We start from the raw sequence: 19,591 nt of genomic DNA, 5'->3' as shown, positions 1-19,591 counted from the left end.
AGTGGTGGTGCCCGGTCGTGTCGAGATCGATAATGTCCAGCCCGTCGTGTCGTGCGGCGGCTATCCCGCCAAGGCGGTGGTCGGCGAGGTCGTCCCGGTCAGCGCCGCGGTGTGGCGCGAGGGCCACGAGGCCGTCGCCGCAACGCTGGTGGTGCGTTACCTGGGGCCTGCCTACCCCCAGGTAGCCGAGACCCGTCGCGTCAAAGCGGTTCAGGCGCCGACGAAGCCGATCACGGAGCTCGACGGCAAGGCCGAACAGCAGCGGGTCAAGCCGCTGCTGCTGCCCATGACCCTGGGCGCCGAGCCGTACGTCTTCAACGGGCAGTTCTCGCCCGACCGCGTCGGGCTGTGGACGTTCCGGGTGGACGGGTGGGGCGACCCGATCGAGTCCTGGCGGCACGGATTGCACGCCAAACTGGACGCCGGCCAGGGCGAGTCGGAGCTGTCCAACGACCTGCTGGTCGGAGCCGCGCTGTTCGAGCGCGCCGCCACGGGCGTGCCGCGCGCGCAGCGCGACCCGGTGCTGGCGGCCGCCGAGGCGCTGCGTACCCCAGGCGATCCCGCGACGCGTTCGGCGTTGGCGTTGTCGCCCGAGGTCGAGCAGATCCTGGCGACCTTCCCCCTGCGCGATCTGCTCACCCGCGGTGAGCAGTACGGCGTCTGGGTGGACCGGCCCCTCGCGCGGTTCGGCTCGTGGTACGAGTTCTTCCCGCGGTCCACCGGCGGCTGGGACGCCGACGGCAACCCCGTGCACGGCACCTTCGCCACCGCGACCGCGGCGCTGCCCCGCATTGCGGCGATGGGCTTCGACGTGGTCTACCTGCCGCCGATCCATCCCATCGGCAAGGTGCACCGCAAGGGCCGCAACAACAATCCAACCGCCGCACCCGGCGACGTGGGGTCGCCGTGGGCGATCGGCAGCGACGAGGGCGGCCACGACGCGGTCCACCCAGACCTGGGGACGATCGAGGATTTCGACGCGTTCGTCGCCGCGACGCGCGACCTGGGCATGGAGGTGGCGCTGGACTTGGCGCTGCAGTGCGCGCCCGACCACCCGTGGGCGCGTGATCACCGCAACTGGTTCACCGAACTGCCCGACGGGACCATCGCCTACGCGGAGAACCCGCCGAAGAAGTACCAGGACATCTATCCGCTCAACTTCGACAACGACCCGGCCGGCCTCTACGACGAGGTGCTGCGGGTGGTACGGCACTGGATGGACCACGGCGTCAAGATCTTTCGGGTCGACAACCCGCACACCAAGCCGCCGAACTTCTGGGCCTGGCTGATCGCGCAGGTGAAGTCGATCGATCCCGACGTCCTGTTTCTCTCCGAGGCCTTCACGCCGCCGGCGCGCCAGTACGGGTTGGCCAAACTCGGCTTCACGCAGTCCTACAGCTACTTCACCTGGCGGACGGCCAAGCGGGAGCTCATCGAGTTCGGCGAGGCCATCGCCGAAGCGGCGGACTTCCGGCGCCCGAATCTGTTCGTCAACACCCCCGACATCCTGCACGCGATCCTGCAGCACAACGGCCCCGGCATGTTTGCGATCCGGGCGGTGCTGGCGGCGACCATGGGCCCGGCGTGGGGCGTGTATTCGGGCTACGAGCTGTTCGAGCACCGCGCTGTGCGGGAGGGCAGCGAGGAGTACCTGGACTCCGAGAAGTACGAGCTGCGGCCCCGCGACTTCGAGGGTGCGCTGGCGCAGGGACGCTCGCTGGAGCCGTTCCTCACGCAGCTCAACGGGATTCGCCGCCTCCACCCCGCGCTGCAGCAGCTGCGCACCATCCATTTCCACAGCGTCGACAACGACGCGTTGCTGGCCTACAGCAAGTTCGATCCGGTGACCGGCGACTGCGTGCTGGTGGTCGTGACGCTCAACGCGTACGGGCCCGAGGAGGCGACGCTGTTTTTGGACATGGCGGCATTGGGTATGGAGCCCTATGAGCGCTTTTGGGTGCGCGACGAGATCACCGGTCAAGAATTCCAGTGGGGCCAGGACAACTACGTCCGCCTCGATCCGGCGCAGGCGGTCGCCCACGTCATCAACATGCCGCTCGTGCCTGCAGATTCGCGCATGAAGCTGCTCCGTAGGCCACCGAACGGACCGGAGGGACTGTGAAATGAGCCAAGCCGACCAACTCGCCCAGACGAACCTGGCGCCCGACCCGGCCGATGTGGCCCGCCTGGTGTCCGGCACCCACTACAACCCGCACGGCGTGCTGGGGGCCCACGAATACGGCGACCACACCGTGATCCGCGCCTTCCGCCCGCACGCGGCGGAGGTCGTCGCGCTGGTCGGCGACGAGCGCTTCCCGCTGCAGCACGTCGATTCTGGCCTGTTCGCGGTGGCGCTGCCGTTCGTCAACCTCATCGACTACCGGTTGCAGATCACCTACGAGGGCGCCGAGCCCTACGTCGTCGCCGATGCATACCGGTTTCTGCCCACGCTGGGTGAGGTCGACCTGTTCCTGTTCGGCGAGGGCCGCCATGAGCGACTGTGGGAAGTCCTTGGCGCGCATCCGCGTTCGTTCACGACCGCCGATGGCGTGGTCGACGGCGTGTCGTTCGCCGTGTGGGCGCCCAACGCCAAGGGCGTCAGCCTGATCGGCGAGTTCAACGGGTGGACCGGCAACGAGGCACCCATGCGGTCGCTCGGATCCTCCGGTGTGTGGGAGCTGTTCTGGCCCGGCTTCCCCGTCGGCGGGCTGTACAAGTTCCGCGTGCACGGGGCCGACGACGTGGTCACCGAGCGGGCCGACCCGATGGCGTTCGCCACCGAGGTGCCGCCGCACACCGCGTCGCGGGTCACCCGCAGCGACTACACGTGGCAGGACGGCGACTGGATGACCCAGCGCGCCGGCCGGAACCCGGTTTTCGAGCCGATGAGCACCTACGAAGTGCACCTGGGTTCGTGGCGTCCCGGCCTCAACTACCGCCAGCTCGCCGATGAACTGGTCAATTACGTTGTCGAGCAAGGGTTTACCCACGTCGAGCTGCTGCCGGTCGCCGAGCATCCCTTCGCGGGGTCGTGGGGTTACCAGGTCACGTCCTACTATGCGCCGACGTCACGCTTCGGTTCGCCGGACGAATTTCGGGCGTTCGTCGACGCGCTGCACGCGGCCGGCATCGGCGTCATCGTCGACTGGGTCCCGGCGCACTTCCCCAAGGACGCCTGGGCACTGGGACGGTTCGACGGCACCCCGCTCTACGAGCACGCCGACCCGAAACGGGGCGAGCAATTAGACTGGGGCACCTACGTTTTCGACTTCGGCCGCGCCGAGGTCCGCAACTTCCTGGTGGCCAACGCCCTGTACTGGCTGGAGGAGTACCACATCGACGGCCTACGGGTCGACGCCGTCGCGTCCATGCTTTACCTGGACTACTCGCGTCCCGCCGGCGGCTGGACACCCAACATCTACGGGGGCCGCGAGAACCTCGAGGCCGTGCAGTTCCTTCAAGAAATGAACGCGACCGCGCACAAGGCGGCGCCCGGTATCGTCACCATCGCCGAGGAATCCACCTCGTGGCCCGGTGTGACGCGGCCGACCAGCCTTGGCGGCCTTGGCTTCTCGATGAAGTGGAACATGGGCTGGATGCACGACACGCTGGACTACCTCAGCCGTGACCCGATCCACCGCAGCTTCCACCACGGCGAGATCACCTTCTCGATGCTCTACGCGTTCAGCGAAAACTACGTGCTTCCGCTGAGCCACGACGAGGTGGTGCACGGCAAGGGCACGCTGTGGGGCCGGATGCCGGGCAACAACCACACCAAGGCCGCCGGGCTGCGCAGCCTGCTGGCCTACCAGTGGGCGCACCCCGGCAAGCAACTGCTGTTCATGGGTCAGGAATTCGGCCAGCGGGCCGAATGGTCCGAGGAGCGCGGCCTGGACTGGTGGCAACTCGACGAGCAGGGCTTCTCCAACGGCGTGCTGCGCCTGGTGCGCGACATCAACGCCATTTACCGCGCTCGGCCCGCGCTGTGGAGCCAGGACACCATTCCCGACGGCTACTCCTGGATTGACGCCAACGACTCCGGCAACAACGTGCTGAGCTTCCTGCGCTACGGCAGCGACGGCTCGGTGATGGCATGCGTGTTCAACTTCGCGGGCGCCGAGCACAGCGGATACCGGCTCGGCCTGCCGGCCGCGGGCCGGTGGCGGGAAGTGCTCAACACCGACGCCACCGACTACAACGGCGCGGGCATCGGCAACATGGGCGGCGTGGACGCGACCGAGGACCCGTGGCACGGTCGGCCCGCGTCGGCGGTGCTGGTGCTGCCCCCGACGTCGGCGATCTGGCTCGAGCCCGAGCGGTAGTGCGGGCCTAGGCGGCTCAATACAGCGCGTTGGCCAGGTTGCGCCGCCCGGTGATGACGTCCGGATCGGCGGGGTCGAAGAGTTCGAACAGCTCGATCAGCCGGGTCCGCACCCGGGTCCGGTCGTCGCCGGAGGTGCGGCGCACCAACGCAATCAGGCGGTCGAACGCCGCGCCGGGATCCTGGTTGAGGACCTCGACGTCCGCGGCCGCGAAAGCGGCCTCGATGTCGCCGGGCACGGCGTCGGCGACCGCGACGGCGTCGGGCCGCTGCGCCGTTGCGCGCATGAGGAAGTCGATCTGGCGGATTGCGCCCTTGGCCTCGGCGCTGCCCGGATTGGCCTCCAGGATCGCCTCGTAGGACGCCTTGGCGGACTCGAAATCGCCCGCCTCGAGCTGGTCGCGCGCGGCGGCCAGCTCCGGGTCCACCGCCGCGGAGTCCGTCGAACCGCTTGGCCCCCGCAGCTTTCCGGCGGTGGCCGACAGGATCTGGTCGAGCCAGCCGCGCAACTGCTCGGCCGGCTGCATCCCCTGGAAGCTGGAGATCGGCTGCCCGGCCGCCAACGCCACCACGGTGGGGACGGCGTCGACCCCGAAGATCTGCGCGACCCGGGGCGCCACGTCCACGTTGACCGTCGCCAGCGACCAGCTGCCGTTGTCCGACGCGGCCAGGGCGGCGAAGGTGTCGAGCAGCTGCACGCACGCGTCGCTGCGGGGCGACCACAGCACGACGACCACCGGCACCTCTTCGGACCGAAGCAGCACGTCGCTTTCGAAATTGGCCTCGGTGATCGCGGTGCCGCCCGCGTCGCCCTGCGCGGCGGGCGCCGCCGCGCCGCTCGGGCCGCTGCCCGGCGCTGGTTGCTGGGCCCGTTGCTTGAGGCCGGACAGGTCGATCGCGCCAGCCATCGCGGGGCCGATCGGGGGTCGCGGACGCGTCACGCCGACCAGTTTGTCATGCGCGGCGTCCGCCGCTCCACCCGGTCGCGCGGCCGTAACGGGCACGCACCGGCGAGCGCGCCGGCACCCCGCGGGCTTGCCGAACGGCAAGTATGACGAATATCACAACGCCTCGTCGCGGGCGGTCGCCCAGCAACGTCGCGCCGGGGCGCCGGCGAACTATCCGGCGCGCAGAATCAGCGCATCGCCCTGCCCGCCGGCCCCGCACAGCGCGGCCACGGCGTAACCGGAGCCGCGACGCGCCAATTCCAGGGCGGCGTGTAGCGTGATCCGGGCCCCCGACATCCCGATGGGGTGCCCGACGGCGATCGCACCACCGTTGACGTTGACGATGTCGGGGTCGAGGCCGAGCTCGCGGGTGGAGGCCAGGGCCACGGCCGCGAACGCCTCGTTGATCTCCACGACGTCGAGCTGGTCGACGGCGATGCCCTCACGGGCGATGGCCTTCTTGATCGCGTTGGCGGGCTGGGACTGCAGCGTCGAGTCGGGCCCGGCCACCACGCCGTGCGCCCCGATCTCCGCCAGCCAGGTCAGGCCCAACTCCTGCGCCTTGGCCTTATTCATCACCACCACCGCGGCCGCACCGTCGGAGATCTGCGACGCCGAACCCGCGGTGATCGTGCCGTCACGCCGGAACGCCGGCTTCAACCCGGCCAGGGAGTCGGCCGTGGTGTTGGGCCGGATGCCCTCGTCCTCGGCGAATTGCAGCGGATCCCCCTTGCGCTGAGGGATATTGACTGCCACCACCTCGTCGGTGAAGACGCCGTCCTTCCACGCCGCGGCGGCCTTCTGGTGGGACCGGGCAGCGAACTCGTCCTGCTCGGCGCGGGTGAACTTGTCCAGGTCGTTGCGTTGCTCGGTGAGCGCGCCCATCGGCTGGTCGGTGAACACGTCGTGCAGGCCGTCGTAGGCCATGTGGTCCAGGACGGTCACGTCGCCGTACTTGTAGCCCGCCCGGCTGTCCATCAGCAAATGCGGGGCCTTGGTCATCGACTCCTGCCCGCCGGCCACCACCACGTCGAACTCGCCCGCGCGAATCAGCTGGTCGGCCAGGGCGATGGCGTCGATCCCAGACAGGCACATCTTGTTGATGGTCAGCGACGGGACGTCCCAGCCGATGCCCGCAGCGACGGCGGCCTGCCGCGCCGGCATCTGCCCGGCGCCGGCCGTCAGCACCTGGCCCATGATCACGTACTCGACCTGCGAGGCGGCGACGTGGGCCTTCTCGAGCGCGCCGGCGATCGCGATCGCGCCCAGGTCGCTGGCCGAGAAATCCTTCAGCGAACCCATCAGTTTGCCGATGGGAGTCCGTGCCCCAGCAACGATGACCGACGTCGTCATGACAACCTCCTACGCGCGCGCAAACGGCCGATTTGGCCTCCCGGAGAAGCGGGACCTGTGCTGCCAGGTTACCGTTATGTGATGACGACCGATCAAGTTGACGCCCGTCAGGTCCTGGCCAGCGCGCTGGTGACGGCGATCGATCATGTCGGCATCGCGGTCGCCGACCTGGATGCGGCAAAGCGGTGGTACCACGACCAGCTCGGCATGATCGTGCTGCACGAGGAAGTCAACGAGGACCAGGGGATCCGCGAAGCCATGCTGGCCGTGCGCGGCGCCCCGGCCGGCTCGGCGCAGATTCAGCTGATGGCCCCGATCGACGAGTCGTCGACCATCGCGAAATTCCTCGACAAGCGTGGTCCCGGCATCCAGCAGATGGCGGTGCGGGTCAGCGACTTGGACACCTTGGTCGAGCGGCTGCGCGCGCAGGGGATCCGGCTGATCTACGACGCGCCGCGGCGTGGCACCGCAAACTCGCGCATCAACTTCGTCCACCCCAAGGACGCCGGCGGCGTGCTGCTCGAACTCGTCGAGCCGGCCAGCTAGTCAGGACCACTTTCGGGTCGGCCCCCGGGTGGCGCGGTGCGCCCAGCAGGGGGTGTGCCAGTGCCGCCGGTCGTCGACCAGCCCCGCGCCCGCTCCCGCCTCGGCGGGCCACACCACCAGATGGGCTGTGCCCGAACGGATTTCGTGATCGCAACCGGGGCAGCGGTACGTTTTGACGGCCCGCGCGGCGGCGACGGGCCGCACCTCGTAGTCATGGCCATCCGGCCCGGTCTCGACGCGCCGCAGCGCCGGCGGGGGCGCAAACGGCCGCCGCCGGGGCGGCGGAGTGCGGCGCCTGGCCATGCGGCCAGTGTATTCGTCGGCGCCTAGAACAACCGGTATTCGTCGCTGTCCATCCCGCGCATCTTGTCGTAATCCAATGTCAGGCACCGTATTCCGCGATCGGTGGCCAGCGTGCGGGCCTGTGGTTTGATCTGCTGGGCGGCGAACACGCCCTTGACGGGCGCCAAGACGCTGTCCCGATTGAGCAGTTCCAGGTAGCGGGTGAGCTGCTCGACCCCGTCGATCTCGCCGCGGCGCTTGATCTCCACCGCCACCGACGCGCCCTGCTCGTCGCGGCACAGCAGGTCTACCGGCCCGATCGCGGTCATGTATTCGCGGCGCACCAAGGTGTAGCCCTCCCCCAGCAGCTGGACGTGCTCGGCCAGCAACGCCTGCAGGTGCGCTTCGACACCGTCTTTGACCAGGCCCGGGTCCACCCCCAGGTCATGGCTGGAGTCGTGCTCGATCTCCTCGACGGTGATGCGCAGCTGTTCGCCCGCCTTGTTCTGCACCACCCACACGGGCGCCTCGCCGGCGAGCTCCTCGGTCACCCAGCAGGGCGGGCTCATCCAGTTGAGCGGCTTGTAGGCGCGGTCGTCGGCGTGCACGCTCACCGACCCGTCGGCCTTGAACAGCAGCAGCCGGCGCGCCGACGGCAGATGCGCGGTGAGCCGGCCGACGTAATCGACAGTGCACTGGGCGATCACTAGACGCACCCGACTCACCTTAGAGCGTGGTCGACAAATTAGGCTGACGCCACCATGGCGGGCAACAGGAGCTTGGCGCAGCGCATCGGTCGGGTGCTGGAACGAGTGACCCGCCAAAGCGGCCGCCTGCCGGAAACCCCCGCGTACGGTTCGCTGCTCCTGGGCCGGCCGTCGGAAAGCCAGAGCCGCCGGCGCGTCCGCATCCAGGTCATCATCACCGCGTTCATCCTCGGCACCAACCTGATCGGCATCGGCGTCGCCACCCTGCTGCTCACCGTTGCCTTTCCGTCGCCCAGCGTCTTCAGCGACGCCCCGCTGTGGATCACCTTCGGCGTCTCGCCGGCCTACATCGCGGTCGCGTTGGCGCTGGGCACCTTCCTGATCACCCGGCGGACGCTGGCCACCCTGCGGTGGGCCATCGAGGAGCGCCCGCCCACCGCGACCGACGAACGGAACACGTTCGTCGCCCCGTTCCACCTGGCGCTCGGCGTGCTCATCCTGTGGGTGATCGGCGCCGCCGTGTTGACCACCTTGTACGGACTGGTCAACACCACCTTCATCCCGATCGTGGGCTTCCCGGTCAGCTTCTGCGGCATCCTGGTCGCCACCGCGTGCTACCTGCTCACGGAGTTCGCGCTGCGCCCGGTCGCGGCGCAGGCGCTCGAGGCCGGCACCGCACCGCGGCGGCTGGCGCCGGGCATCATGGGACGCACCCTGACCGTGTGGGCACTCAGCTCCGGGGTGCCGGTCTTCGGCATCGCGCTGACGGCGTTTTTCGCCCTGGTCCTGGGCAATCTAACGAAGACCCAGTTGAGCGTCGCGGTGCTGATCCTGGCGTCGGCCACCCTGATCTTCGGTTTCATCCTGATGTGGATCCTGGCCTGGCTGACGGCCACCCCGGTCCGGGTGGTGCGCGCCGCCCTGCGGCGCGTCGAGCGCGGCGACCTGCGCGGCGACCTGGTGGTGTTCGACGGCACGGAACTCGGTGAGCTGCAACGGGGTTTCAACGCGATGGTCGACGGGTTGCGCGAGCGCGAACGGGTCCGCGACCTGTTCGGCCGGCACGTCGGCCGCGAGGTGGCGCTGGCCGCCGAGCGCGAGCGCCCGAAGCTGGGCGGCGAGGAACGCCACGTCGCCGTCGTGTTCATCGACATCGTCGGGTCCACGCAATTGGTGACCAGCCGCCGCCCGTCCGAGGTGGTCGGCGTGCTCAACCGGTTCTTCAGCATCGTCGTCGAGGAGGTCGACCGGCACTGCGGGCTGGTCAACAAGTTCGAGGGCGACGCCACGCTGGCCGTCTTCGGCGCACCCAACCGTCTCGACTCGCCGGGAGACCAGGCGCTGGCCGCCGCGCGACGCATCGCCGAGCGGCTGAGCAACGAGATGTCCGAACTGCAGGCGGGCATCGGGGTGGCGGCCGGGCAGGTCGTTGCCGGAAACGTCGGCGCCCGCGAACGTTTCGAGTACACCGTCATCGGCGAACCGGTCAACGAGGCGGCCCGGCTGTGCGAGCTGGCCAAGTCGCACCCGTGCCACATGCTCGCCACCGCTGACGTGGTCGAACGCTCCAGCGCTGACGAGCAGGAGCATTGGTCGTTGGGCGAGACGGTGACCCTGCGCGGCTACGAACGTCCCACCCGGCTGGCGCATCTGGCCGGCGGCGCCGACTGCGCCCAGTAGCCGCCGGTACGCAAACGAGCACCATCCCAGGTCGCTAAACCGCCTCGGCGCCAATAGCTTTCAGCTATCAGGCGATAACCAGAAACGCCTTGACCGCCGGGTCACCCCGGCCGATAGTGACGGCGGGCACACAGCCGCAACCGCTTCACTGGGAAAGGTGCTTCGTGACAACCATTGGCTTGCTGGACCGTTCGAGGATTGTCGCGGGGCCCGGATGGAGTCGGTGGCTGGTGCCGCCCGCCGCCCTGTCCATCCACCTCGCGATCGGTTCGGTCTACGCGTGGAGCGTCTTCAAGATCCCGCTGGAGAAGTCGCTGCACGTGTCCGGCACCGCCAGCGCCATGCCGTTCACCATCGGCATTGTCATGCTTGGCCTTTCCGCGGCCGTGTTCGGCACGCGCGTCGACCGTTATGGTCCGCGCTGGGCCATGTTCGTGGCCACCGTGTGCTTCTGCAGCGGGTTATTGATCGCCGGGGCCGGGGAGTGGATCGGCCAATACTGGCTGGTGTTGCTCGGTTACGGCGTGGTGGGCGGCGTCGGGCTGGGCGTCGGATACATCTCGCCGGTGTCCACGCTGATCAAGTGGTTCCCCGACCGGCCGGGGATGGCGACCGGACTGGCGATCATGGGTTTCGGCGGGGGCGCGCTGATCGCGTCGCCCTGGACCAACAGCCTGCTCACCTCCTTCGGGCGCACCAGCACCCACGGCGTCGCCAAGACCTTCGTCGTCATGGGGTGCAGCTACGCGGTGTTCATGTCGATGGGCTGGCTGCTGATCCGGGTGCCGGCACCGGGATGGGCACCGGCGGGCTGGCATCCCGAGCCGCGCGCGGGGGTACCACGGGTTGCGTCCGCTGGTGTCTCGGCCGCCGTCGCCAGCAGGACGCCGCAGTTCTGGTTGCTATGGGTGGTGTTGTGCTTCAACGTGACGGCCGGAATCGGCATCCTGGAGAAGGCGTCGCCCATCTGGCAGGACTTCTTTCCCGCTCCGAAGGGCGTCGCCGCGGCCGCGGCGGCCGCGGGGTTCGTCGCGCTGCTGTCGCTGGCCAACATGCTGGGCAGGATCGGCTGGTCGTCGTTGTCGGACGCGGTGGGGCGCAAGAACATCTACCGGCTCTACCTGGGCGGCGGCGCCCTGTTGTACCTGACGCTGGCGCTGACCACCAACGCCAGCAAGGTCACCTTTCTGCTGTGCACCGTGGGGATCCTGTCGTTCTACGGGGCGGGCTTCTCCACACTCCCGGCCTACCTGCGCGACCTGTTCGGCGGCTACCAGGTCGGCGCCATCCACGGCCGGTTGCTGACGGCCTGGTCCGCCGCGGGGGTGCTGGGTCCGCTCATCGTCAACGCCATCGCGGACTCGCAGGAGGCGAGCGGCAAGCACGGACCCGATCTGTATCTCGCCTCCTTCGCGGTCATGATCGCGCTGTTGATCGCCGGTTTCGTCTGCAACGAGCTGGTGCGGCCGGTGGCCGCCCGCCACTACGAGCGCGCGGCGGTCTCCGACGAGGCCCCCGCCGCGGTGCCAGAAATGATTCCCGCCCAAGGATCGGAGACCCAGCCATGACGGACACCGCCGCCGCCCCGCACCGTCGCCTCGGGGTGCTCCCCGCGGCCCTCACGTGGTTGTGGGTCACGGTTCCGTTCGGTTACGGGGTCTGGCAACTCGTCGCGAAAATCGCCCAGTTGTTCGGCCGCTGACGCCGCTCGGGCGCCATCGCGTAACTCGGTGCTTGATTTTTCCCGCGAATGGGTAGATGCACTGCTGACATCGGCACGTAGAGAGATTGGGTATGACATGACCGGTTACGGAACTGCCCGCCGCGTTTCTCTCGCGGCGGGCATTGCCGCGGCGATCGCGCTCAGCAGTTTGACCGCGGGGTGCGGCTCGGGCGACAAGAACAAGAATCCCTCCACCTCGACGGTGACCACGACCGTGACGACGCCTGCCAGCGTGACCACGACGGCCCCCTCCGGCACCGCGCCGGGCGGCCCGGGCGGCCCCACCGTCGGACCGGGCGGTGCCACCACCGCTGTGCCGGGCGGCGGCGCCGGTGCGGGTCCGGGCGGTGCGAGCGCCGGGGTGCCGGGCGCCGGGGCGTCCGCCGGTCCCGGCGGCGCGGGGGCGTGCGCCGGCGGCGTGTGCGTCGGGACGCCTCCCGGCCCGTAGTAGTTGTTGGGGCGGCAGGGGTGGCGCGGCCACTCCTGCCGCCCCGTCTTTGCCTGCACCCGCAGACCGGGCGACGGCGGCGCCACTACCATGTCGGTTTTCCGCCAGTGTTGTCGGCGCGGCGGTGTAAGTGTTGACAGCGTGCATGACGATTTCGACCGTTGCTACCGCGCCGTCCAGTCCAAGGACGCGCGGTTCGACGGCTGGTTCGTCACCGCGGTCCTGACCACCCGCATCTATTGCCGGCCCAGCTGCCCGGTGCGACCGCCGTTCGCCCGCAACGTGCGGTTCTATCCGACCGCGGCGGCGGCGCAGCGCGCCGGTTTCCGGGCTTGCAAGCGCTGCCGGCCCGACGCCTCCCCCGGATCCCCGGAATGGAATGTCCGCGGCGACGTCGTCGCCCGCACCATGCGGCTGATCGCCGACGGCACGGTCGATCGTGAGGGCGTCGGCGGCCTGGCCGCGCACCTGGGTTACACCCCGCGCCAGCTCGAACGGCTGCTGCAAGCGGAGGTCGGTGCCGGGCCGCTGGCGCTGGCCCGCGCGCAGCGGGCCCAGACCGCGCGGGTGCTGATCGAGACGACCGACCTGCCGTTCGGCGACGTGGCGTTCGCGGCCGGGTTCTCCAGCATCCGCCAGTTCAACGACACCGTGCGCCTGGTGTTCGAAAGCACCCCGACGGTGCTGCGACGACGGACGGCGGCGCGCCCCGGAACGGACGCCGTATCGCCGGGGACGGTGTGCCTGCGGTTGCCGGTGCGCACGCCGTTCGGTTACGCGGGCGTGTTCGGGCACCTGGCCGCGACCAGGGTCCCGGGATGCGAAGAGATCCGCGACGGCGCGTACCGGCGGACGCTGCGGCTGTCCTTCGGCAGCGCCGTGGTGGGGTTGCGGCCGGCCCCCGATCACGTGCGGTGTCAGCTGGTCCTCGACGATTTCCGGGATCTGACGACCGCGATCGCCCGCTGCCGCCGGCTACTGGATCTCGATGCCGATCCGGAAGCGGTCGACGACGCCCTCGCCGCCGACCCGCAGTTGGCGCCGGTGGTCGCGAAGGCACCCGGCCAGCGCATCCCCCGCACAGTCGACGAGGCCGAACTCGCCGTGCGGGCGGTCCTCGGCCAGCAGGTGTCGACGAAGGCGGCGAGCACCCATGCGGGGCGGCTCGTCGCGGCCTACGGCCGGCCCGTCGACGACCCCGAGGGCACGCTGACCCACACCTTCCCGTCGGTCGACGACCTGGCCGAGATCGACCCGACCCACCTGGCGGTGCCCGGGAGCCGGCGGCGAACGCTCAGCGCGCTGATCGCGGGCCTCGCCGACGGATCCATCAGCCTGGACACCGGAACCGACTGGGCCAGCGCCCGCGCACAATTGTTGGCGGTTCCCGGCATCGGCCCCTGGACCGCCGAGGTCATCGCGATGCGCGGCCTGGGCGACCCCGACGCCTTTCCCGCCAGCGACCTCGGACTGCGCGTGGCCGCCCGGGAGGTGGGCATGCCGACCGACGAGCGCGCCCTCATCGCCCACAGCGCCCGGTGGCGGCCGTGGCGGTCCTACGCAACCCAATACCTCTGGACCACCCTCGAGCACCCCGTTAACACTTGGCCACCACAGGAGGTCGCATGATCGAGTACCGCACCGTCGACAGCCCCGTCGGGCCGCTGACCCTCGCCGGCCAGGATTCGGTTTTGACGCATTTGCGCATGGTCGACCAAACCTACGAGCCGAGCCGCACCGGCTGGACGCCCAACCCGGCGGCGTTCGGCGCGGCCGTCGAGCAGTTGGCCGCCTATTTCGCCGGCGAGCTCACCGACTTCGATTTCGCTATCGAACTGCGGGGCAGCGAATTTCAACGCAAGGTGTGGCGGGCGCTGCGCACCATTCCGTACGGGGAAACCCGCTCCTACGGCGTCATCGCGCAGCAGATCGGCGCGCCCGGTTCCGCGCGTGCCGTCGGGTTGGCCAATGGCCACAATCCGATCGCGATCATCGTTCCCTGCCACCGCGTCATCGGAGCGAATGGGAGCTTGACCGGCTACGGTGGCGGCCTGGACCGTAAGCGGACTCTGCTGCAATTGGAAAGGGCTCGCATTTCTACAAATGCGGAGCCCACTTTATTTGATTGACCATTACCCGAAATGCAAAAACACCCCCGTTGCCGGGGGTGTTTTTGTGTATGTTCGGCGGTGTCCTACTTTTCCACCCGAGAGGGCAGTATCATCGGCGCTGACAGGCTTAGCTTCCGGGTTCGGAATGGGACCGGGCGTTTCCCTGTCGCTGTGGCCGCCGTAACTCTATTTAAATTTGTTTGGTGGCGGGATGCGGTGTCCAGAGTATCCGCGACAGAAATGTCAGCGGAGCTGAATAGTGGTTGCGATTGTGTGTTGGTAAGTTTTCGGCCGGTTAGTGCCAGTTCCCTGCACCCATTACTGGGCTTCCAGGTCTGACCTATCGATCCCGTGGTCTGCGGGGGGCCTTATCCCTCTAAAAGGGTGAGAAACCTGATCTTGGAGAAGGTTTCCCGCTTAGATGCTTTCAGCGGTTATCCTGTCCGAACGTGGCTATCCAGCGGTGCTCCTGGTGGAACAACTGGTATACCAGAGGTTCGTCCGTCCCGGTCCTCTCGTACTAGGGACAGGTTTCCTCAAGTTTCTGACGCGCGCGGCGGATAGAGACCGAACTGTCTCACGACGTTCTAAACCCAGCTCGCGTGCCGCTTTAATGGGCGAACAGCCCAACCCTTGGGACCTGCTCCAGCCCCAGGATGCGACGAGCCGACATCGAGGTGCCAAACCATCCCGTCGATATGGACTCTTGGGGAAGATCAGCCTGTTATCCCCGGGGTACCTTTTATCCGTTGAGCGACACCCCTTCCACTCAGAGGTGCCGGATCACTAGTCCCGACTTTCGTCCCTGCTTGACTTGTAAGTCTCGCAGTCAAGCTCCCTTGTGCACTTACACTCGCCACCTGATTGCCGTCCAGGTTGAGGGAACCTTTGGGCGCCTCCGTTACATTTTAGGAGGCAACCGCCCCAGTTAAACTACCCGCCAGGCACTGTCCCTGAACCCGATAAGGGTTCGAGGTTAGGTGTCCAATACGATCAGAGTGGTATTTCAACAACGACTCCGCCCCAACTGGCGTCGGGGTTTCACAGTCTCCCACCTATCCTACACAAACCGTACCGAACACCAATACCAAGTTGTAGTGAAGGTCCCGGGGTCTTTTCGTCCTGCCGCGCGTAACGAGCATCTTTACTCGTAGTGCAATTTCGCCGAGTCTATGGTTGAGACAGTTGGGAAGTCGTTACGCCATTCGTGCAGGTCGGAACTTACCCGACAAGGAATTTCGCTACCTTAGGATGGTTATAGTTACCACCGCCGTTTACTGGGGCTTAAATTCTCCGCTTCACCCTTACGAGTTAACGGGTCCTCTTAACCTTCCAGCACCGGGCAGGCGTCAGTCCGTATACATCGTCTTGCGACTTCGCACGGACCTGTGTTTTTAGTAAACAGTCGCTACCCACTGGTTTCTGCGGCCGGATCCCGCTCCCACCGCAAGGGTGTTCACGGTATTCCGGCCCCCCTTCTCCCGAAGTTACGGGGGCATTTTGCCGAGTTCCTTAACCATAGTTATCTCGTACGCCTTGGTATGCTCTACCTGACCACCTGTGTTGGTTTGGGGTACGGGCCGTGTGTGAGCTCGCTAGAGGCTTTTCTTGGCAGCAGAGGATCACCGAATTCGCCTCAATCGGCTATGCATCACCTCTCAGGAATATGAGCGACGGATTTGCCTATCGCTCTCCCTACAGGTTTGCCCCAGTATTACCACTGACTGGTACGGCTACCTTCCTGCGTCACCCCATCGCTTGACTACTACCAGCGAAGGTCCCACGCAGCCGGTGATCCTCGCACCCCGAAGGGATTGATAGACCACCATTTGGGTGGTTAGTACCGCTGATTCGTCATGGGCGCGCACACACGGGTACGGGAATATCAACCCGTTGTCCATCGACTACGCCTGTCGGCCTCGCCTTAGGTCCCGACTCACCCTGGGCGGACTGGCCTGGCCCAGGAACCCTTGGTCTTACGGCGGGCAAGGTTCTCACTTGCCTTATCGCTACTCATGCCTGCATTCTCACTCCCCCACCCTCCACCACCGGTTACCCGGAGGCTTCACTGAATGAGGGACGCTCCCCTACCCATACTCACCGTACGGTGAATATGCCGCGGCTTCGGCGGTGTGCTTGAGCCCCGCTACATTATCGGCGCACAATCACTTGACCAGTGAGCTATTACGCACTCTTTCAAGGGTGGCTGCTTCTAAGCCAACCTCCTGGTTGTCTCTGCGACTGCACATCCTTTTCCACTTAGCACACGCTTAGGGGCCTTAGCCGGCGATCTGGGCTGTTTCCCTTTCGACGTACGGAGCTTATCCCCCGCCGTCTCACTGCCACGCTCTACACCACGGCATTCGGAGTTTGGCTGACGTCAGTAACCTAGTAGGGCCCATCGGCCATCCAGTAGCTCTACCTCCGTGGTGAACCACGCAACGCTGCACCTAAATGCATTTCGGGGAGAACCAGCTATCACGGAGTTTGATTGGCCTTTCACCCCTACCCACAGCTCATCCCCTCAGTCTTCAACCTAAGTGGGTTCGGGCCTCCACGCGGTCTTACCCGCGCTTCACCCTGGCCATGGGTAGATCACTCCGCTTCGGGTCCAGAACACGCCACTACACCCCAAAGGGGATGCGCCCTATTCAGACTCGCTTTCGCTGCGGCTACCCCGCACGGGTTAACCTCGCGACGTGTCCCTGACTCGCAGGCTCATTCTTCAAAAGGCACGCCATCACCCCACGAGGAGGCTCTGACGGATTGTAGGCACACGGTTTCAGGTACTATTTCACTCCCCTCCCGGGGTACTTTTCACCATTCCCTCACGGTACTAATCCGCTATCGGTCATCGAGAAGTATTTAGGCTTACCGGGTGGTCCCGGCAGATTCACAGCAGATTCCACGGGCCCGCTGCTACTCGGGAATTGATACAAGGTAGGTGACGGGTTTTCGCGTACCGGGCTCTCACCGTCTACGGCGGGCCATCCCAGGCCACTTCCGCTAACCACGACACTTTCTGACTACCTCTCAGCCAGGTAGAGCTGAGACGTATCCTCCCACAACCCCGCACACACAACCCCTACCCGGTTACACATGCGTGCGGTTTAGCCTGTTCCGCGTTCGCTCGCCACTACTAACGGAATCACAATTGTTTTCTTCTCCTACGGGTACTGAGATGTTTCACTTCCCCGCGTTCCCCCCCGCACCCTATATATTCAGATGCGGGTAACACGACATCACTCGTGCTGGGTTTCCCCATTCGGAAATCCTCGGATCAAAGCTCGGTTGACAGCTCCCCGAGGCATATCGCAGCCTCCCACGTCCTTCATCGGCTCTCGATGCCAAGGCATCCACCATGCGCCCTTAAACACTTACATACACACAAAAACCAAAGAAGAAATTACACATTTCGACGGACACACTGCCTAAGCAATGCATCCATCTAGATGCTCGCAACCACTATCCAATACTCAAACACCACACCCCACCACCAAGATGGGGAGACTCCACGCGGACTGAACCGAGTGTTATCTCAGGGCCCAATAGTGTGTCTGGCAATTATCTGTTGTCGTGCACCCGGTCCCCGCCCACTACAGGCGAGAACCCCTCACGGCTTGCACCCCACCAATTGGGGTGCTTCTCGTGGTGCTCCTTAGAAAGGAGGTGATCCAGCCGCACCTTCCGGTACGGCTACCTTGTTACGACTTCGTCCCAATCGCCGATCCCACCTTCGACAGCTCCCTCCCAAAGGGTTAGGCCACTGGCTTCGGGTGTTACCGACTTTCATGACGTGACGGGCGGTGTGTACAAGGCCCGGGAACGTATTCACCGCAGCGTTGCTGATCTGCGATTACTAGCGACTCCGACTTCACGGGGTCGAGTTGCAGACCCCGATCCGAACTGAGACCGGCTTTAAAAGGATTCGCTTAACCTTGCGGCATCGCAGCCCTTTGTACCGGCCATTGTAGCATGTGTGAAGCCCTGGACATAAGGGGCATGATGACTTGACGTCATCCCCACCTTCCTCCGAGTTGACCCCGGCAGTCTCTCACGAGTCCCCGGCATTACCCGCTGGCAACATGAGACAAGGGTTGCGCTCGTTGCGGGACTTAACCCAACATCTCACGACACGAGCTGACGACAGCCATGCACCACCTGCACACAGGCCACAAGGGAACCGACATCTCTGCCGGCGTCCTGTGCATGTCAAACCCAGGTAAGGTTCTTCGCGTTGCATCGAATTAATCCACATGCTCCGCCGCTTGTGCGGGCCCCCGTCAATTCCTTTGAGTTTTAGCCTTGCGGCCGTACTCCCCAGGCGGGGTACTTAATGCGTTAGCTACGGCACGGATCCCAAGGAAGGAAACCCACACCTAGTACCCACCGTTTACGGCGTGGACTACCAGGGTATCTAATCCTGTTCGCTCCCCACGCTTTCGCTCCTCAGCGTCAGTTACTGCCCAGAGACCCGCCTTCGCCACCGGTGTTCCTCCTGATATCTGCGCATTCCACCGCTACACCAGGAATTCCAGTCTCCCCTGCAGTACTCTAGTCTGCCCGTATCGCCCGCACGCCGAGGGTTAAGCCCCCGGTTTTCACGAACAACGCGACAAACCACCTACGAGCTCTTTACGCCCAGTAATTCCGGACAACGCTCGCACCCTACGTATTACCGCGGCTGCTGGCACGTAGTTGGCCGGTGCTTCTTCTGCAGGTACCGTCACTTGCGCTTCGTCCCTGCTGAAAGAGGTTTACAACCCGAAGGCCGTCATCCCCCACGCGGCGTCGCTGCATCAGGCTTGCGCCCATTGTGCAATATTCCCCACTGCTGCCTCCCGTAGGAGTCTGGGCCGTATCTCAGTCCCAGTGTGGCCGGACACCCTCTCAGGCCGGCTACCCGTCGTCGCCTTGGTAGGCCATCACCCCACCAACAAGCTGATAGGCCGCGGGCCCATCCCACACCGCAAAAGCTTTCCACCAGAAGACATGCGTCTTGAGGTCCTATCCGGTATTAGACCCAGTTTCCCAGGCTTATCCCGAAGTGCAGGGCAGATTACCCACGTGTTACTCACCCGTTCGCCACTCGAGTACCCCCGAAGGGGCCTTTCCGTTCGACTTGCATGTGTTAAGCACGCCGCCAGCGTTCGTCCTGAGCCAGGATCAAACTCTCCAAACAAAGACTCCTCGATGAACGAGGCGAATTCACAATCAGAGATATCTGACCTAACAAAAAGACACCAAAACTGGCATCATAAAAGAGCCATACCCACACACGGGGAGTGCTAGGTATGGCCAAAAACAACAACAAATAAAAAGACCAAACACACTATTGAGTTCTCAAACAACACTTGTTTCGCCCGTTTTGGGGCAACCCTGCCAGCTTAATACATCTCCGGCAGTGAAGTCAACTCCCAGTTTTTGGCCCTTCCGGGCCGTTCGGGAGCAGCCGTGCCAGGCTAGTACCAAT

The 19,591-nt window shown here is 65.8% G+C and carries 13 protein-coding genes and 3 rRNA genes; 8 read left to right on the top strand and 8 right to left on the bottom strand.

Annotated elements, in window-relative coordinates:
* Positions 1-7: 7 nt before the first annotated feature.
* Together A5700_RS08180 and glgB are read left to right on the top strand one after the other, a co-directional pair.
* The gene (locus A5700_RS08180) at positions 8-2,122 is read left to right on the top strand and encodes an alpha-1,4-glucan--maltose-1-phosphate maltosyltransferase (protein ID WP_231973884.1); all 2,115 of its coding nucleotides are present in this window, start codon (positions 8-10) and stop codon (positions 2,120-2,122) included.
* A gap of 1 nt (position 2,123) precedes the next feature.
* Positions 2,124-4,322 carry a 1,4-alpha-glucan branching protein GlgB gene (gene glgB, locus A5700_RS08175; protein WP_068073089.1) on the top strand — a complete coding sequence of 733 codons (2,199 nt, stop codon included), beginning with the start codon at positions 2,124-2,126 and terminating at the stop codon, positions 4,320-4,322.
* A gap of 16 nt (positions 4,323-4,338) precedes the next feature.
* Here glgB and A5700_RS08170 read toward each other — a convergent pair whose 3' ends face one another.
* Both A5700_RS08170 and A5700_RS08165 read right to left on the bottom strand, forming a co-directional pair.
* Entirely contained in the window at positions 4,339-5,262 is a 924-nt protein-coding gene (locus A5700_RS08170) for a tetratricopeptide repeat protein (RefSeq protein WP_068204615.1), read from the bottom strand.
* Between the two features lie 177 nt (positions 5,263-5,439).
* On the bottom strand, positions 5,440-6,621 hold the full coding sequence (locus tag A5700_RS08165; protein WP_068073092.1) for an acetyl-CoA C-acetyltransferase: 1,182 nt from the start codon (positions 6,619-6,621) through the stop codon (positions 5,440-5,442).
* Positions 6,622-6,699: 78 nt separating this feature from the next.
* On the opposite strand from A5700_RS08165, the gene mce reads away from it, so the two are divergent.
* Complete coding sequence (mce, locus tag A5700_RS08160) at positions 6,700-7,167, top strand: methylmalonyl-CoA epimerase (protein WP_197502914.1); 468 nt, start codon at positions 6,700-6,702, stop codon at positions 7,165-7,167.
* On the opposite strand, the gene A5700_RS08155 is transcribed toward mce, so the two are convergent.
* A complete protein-coding gene (locus tag A5700_RS08155; protein WP_068073096.1) occupies positions 7,168-7,470 on the bottom strand; it encodes a hypothetical protein in 303 nt (100 codons plus the stop codon). It abuts the gene before it with no gap.
* Between the two features lie 23 nt (positions 7,471-7,493).
* Positions 7,494-8,165: an endonuclease NucS gene (gene nucS / locus A5700_RS08150; RefSeq protein ID WP_068073098.1), complete on the bottom strand. Its 672-nt coding sequence runs from the start codon at positions 8,163-8,165 to the stop codon at positions 7,494-7,496.
* A 45-nt stretch (positions 8,166-8,210) separates the two neighbouring features.
* On the opposite strand from nucS, the gene A5700_RS08145 reads away from it, so the two are divergent.
* The 3 genes from A5700_RS08145 to A5700_RS26570 all read left to right on the top strand — a co-directional run bounded on the left by A5700_RS08145 (position 8,211) and on the right by A5700_RS26570 (position 11,538).
* A complete protein-coding gene (locus tag A5700_RS08145) occupies positions 8,211-9,836 on the top strand; it encodes an adenylate/guanylate cyclase domain-containing protein (RefSeq protein WP_068073100.1) in 1,626 nt (541 codons plus the stop codon).
* A gap of 173 nt (positions 9,837-10,009) precedes the next feature.
* The gene (locus A5700_RS08140) at positions 10,010-11,404 is read left to right on the top strand and encodes an OFA family MFS transporter (RefSeq protein ID WP_068073164.1); all 1,395 of its coding nucleotides are present in this window, start codon (positions 10,010-10,012) and stop codon (positions 11,402-11,404) included.
* A complete protein-coding gene (locus A5700_RS26570) occupies positions 11,401-11,538 on the top strand; it encodes a hypothetical protein (protein ID WP_197502911.1) in 138 nt (45 codons plus the stop codon). The genes A5700_RS08140 and A5700_RS26570 overlap by 4 nt, the downstream gene beginning before the upstream one ends.
* 105 nt (positions 11,539-11,643) lie before the next feature.
* Here the strand turns inward: A5700_RS26570 and A5700_RS26565 are convergent, their stop codons facing one another.
* The gene (locus A5700_RS26565; protein WP_197502912.1) at positions 11,644-12,099 is read right to left on the bottom strand and encodes a hypothetical protein; all 456 of its coding nucleotides are present in this window, start codon (positions 12,097-12,099) and stop codon (positions 11,644-11,646) included.
* Between the two features lie 49 nt (positions 12,100-12,148).
* Here A5700_RS26565 and A5700_RS08130 point away from each other — a divergent pair, with 49 nt between their 5' ends.
* Positions 12,149-13,636, top strand: a complete 1,488-nt coding sequence (locus A5700_RS08130) for a DNA-3-methyladenine glycosylase 2 family protein (protein WP_068073104.1) — start codon at positions 12,149-12,151, stop codon at positions 13,634-13,636.
* Entirely contained in the window at positions 13,633-14,136 is a 504-nt protein-coding gene (locus A5700_RS08125; RefSeq protein WP_068073106.1) for a methylated-DNA--[protein]-cysteine S-methyltransferase, read from the top strand. The genes A5700_RS08130 and A5700_RS08125 overlap by 4 nt, the downstream gene beginning before the upstream one ends.
* A gap of 52 nt (positions 14,137-14,188) precedes the next feature.
* On the opposite strand, the gene rrf is transcribed toward A5700_RS08125, so the two are convergent.
* The 3 genes from rrf to A5700_RS08110 all read right to left on the bottom strand — a co-directional run bounded on the left by rrf (position 14,189) and on the right by A5700_RS08110 (position 19,300).
* Positions 14,189-14,301 (bottom strand): 5S ribosomal RNA (gene rrf, locus A5700_RS08120).
* Positions 14,302-14,393: 92 nt separating this feature from the next.
* Positions 14,394-17,501, bottom strand: a 23S ribosomal RNA gene (locus A5700_RS08115).
* 279 nt (positions 17,502-17,780) lie between these two features.
* A 16S ribosomal RNA gene (locus A5700_RS08110) occupies positions 17,781-19,300 on the bottom strand.
* The 16S, 23S and 5S rRNA genes sit together here, the layout of an rRNA operon.
* Between the last annotated feature and the right edge of the window lie 291 nt (positions 19,301-19,591).

It is taken from the genome of Mycobacterium sp. E1214 (assembly GCF_001666755.1).
GTDB lineage: Bacteria > Actinomycetota > Actinomycetes > Mycobacteriales > Mycobacteriaceae > Mycobacterium.
Note: the sequence above shows the minus strand (reverse complement) of the source record. Positions and strands in the feature narration are given on the sequence as shown.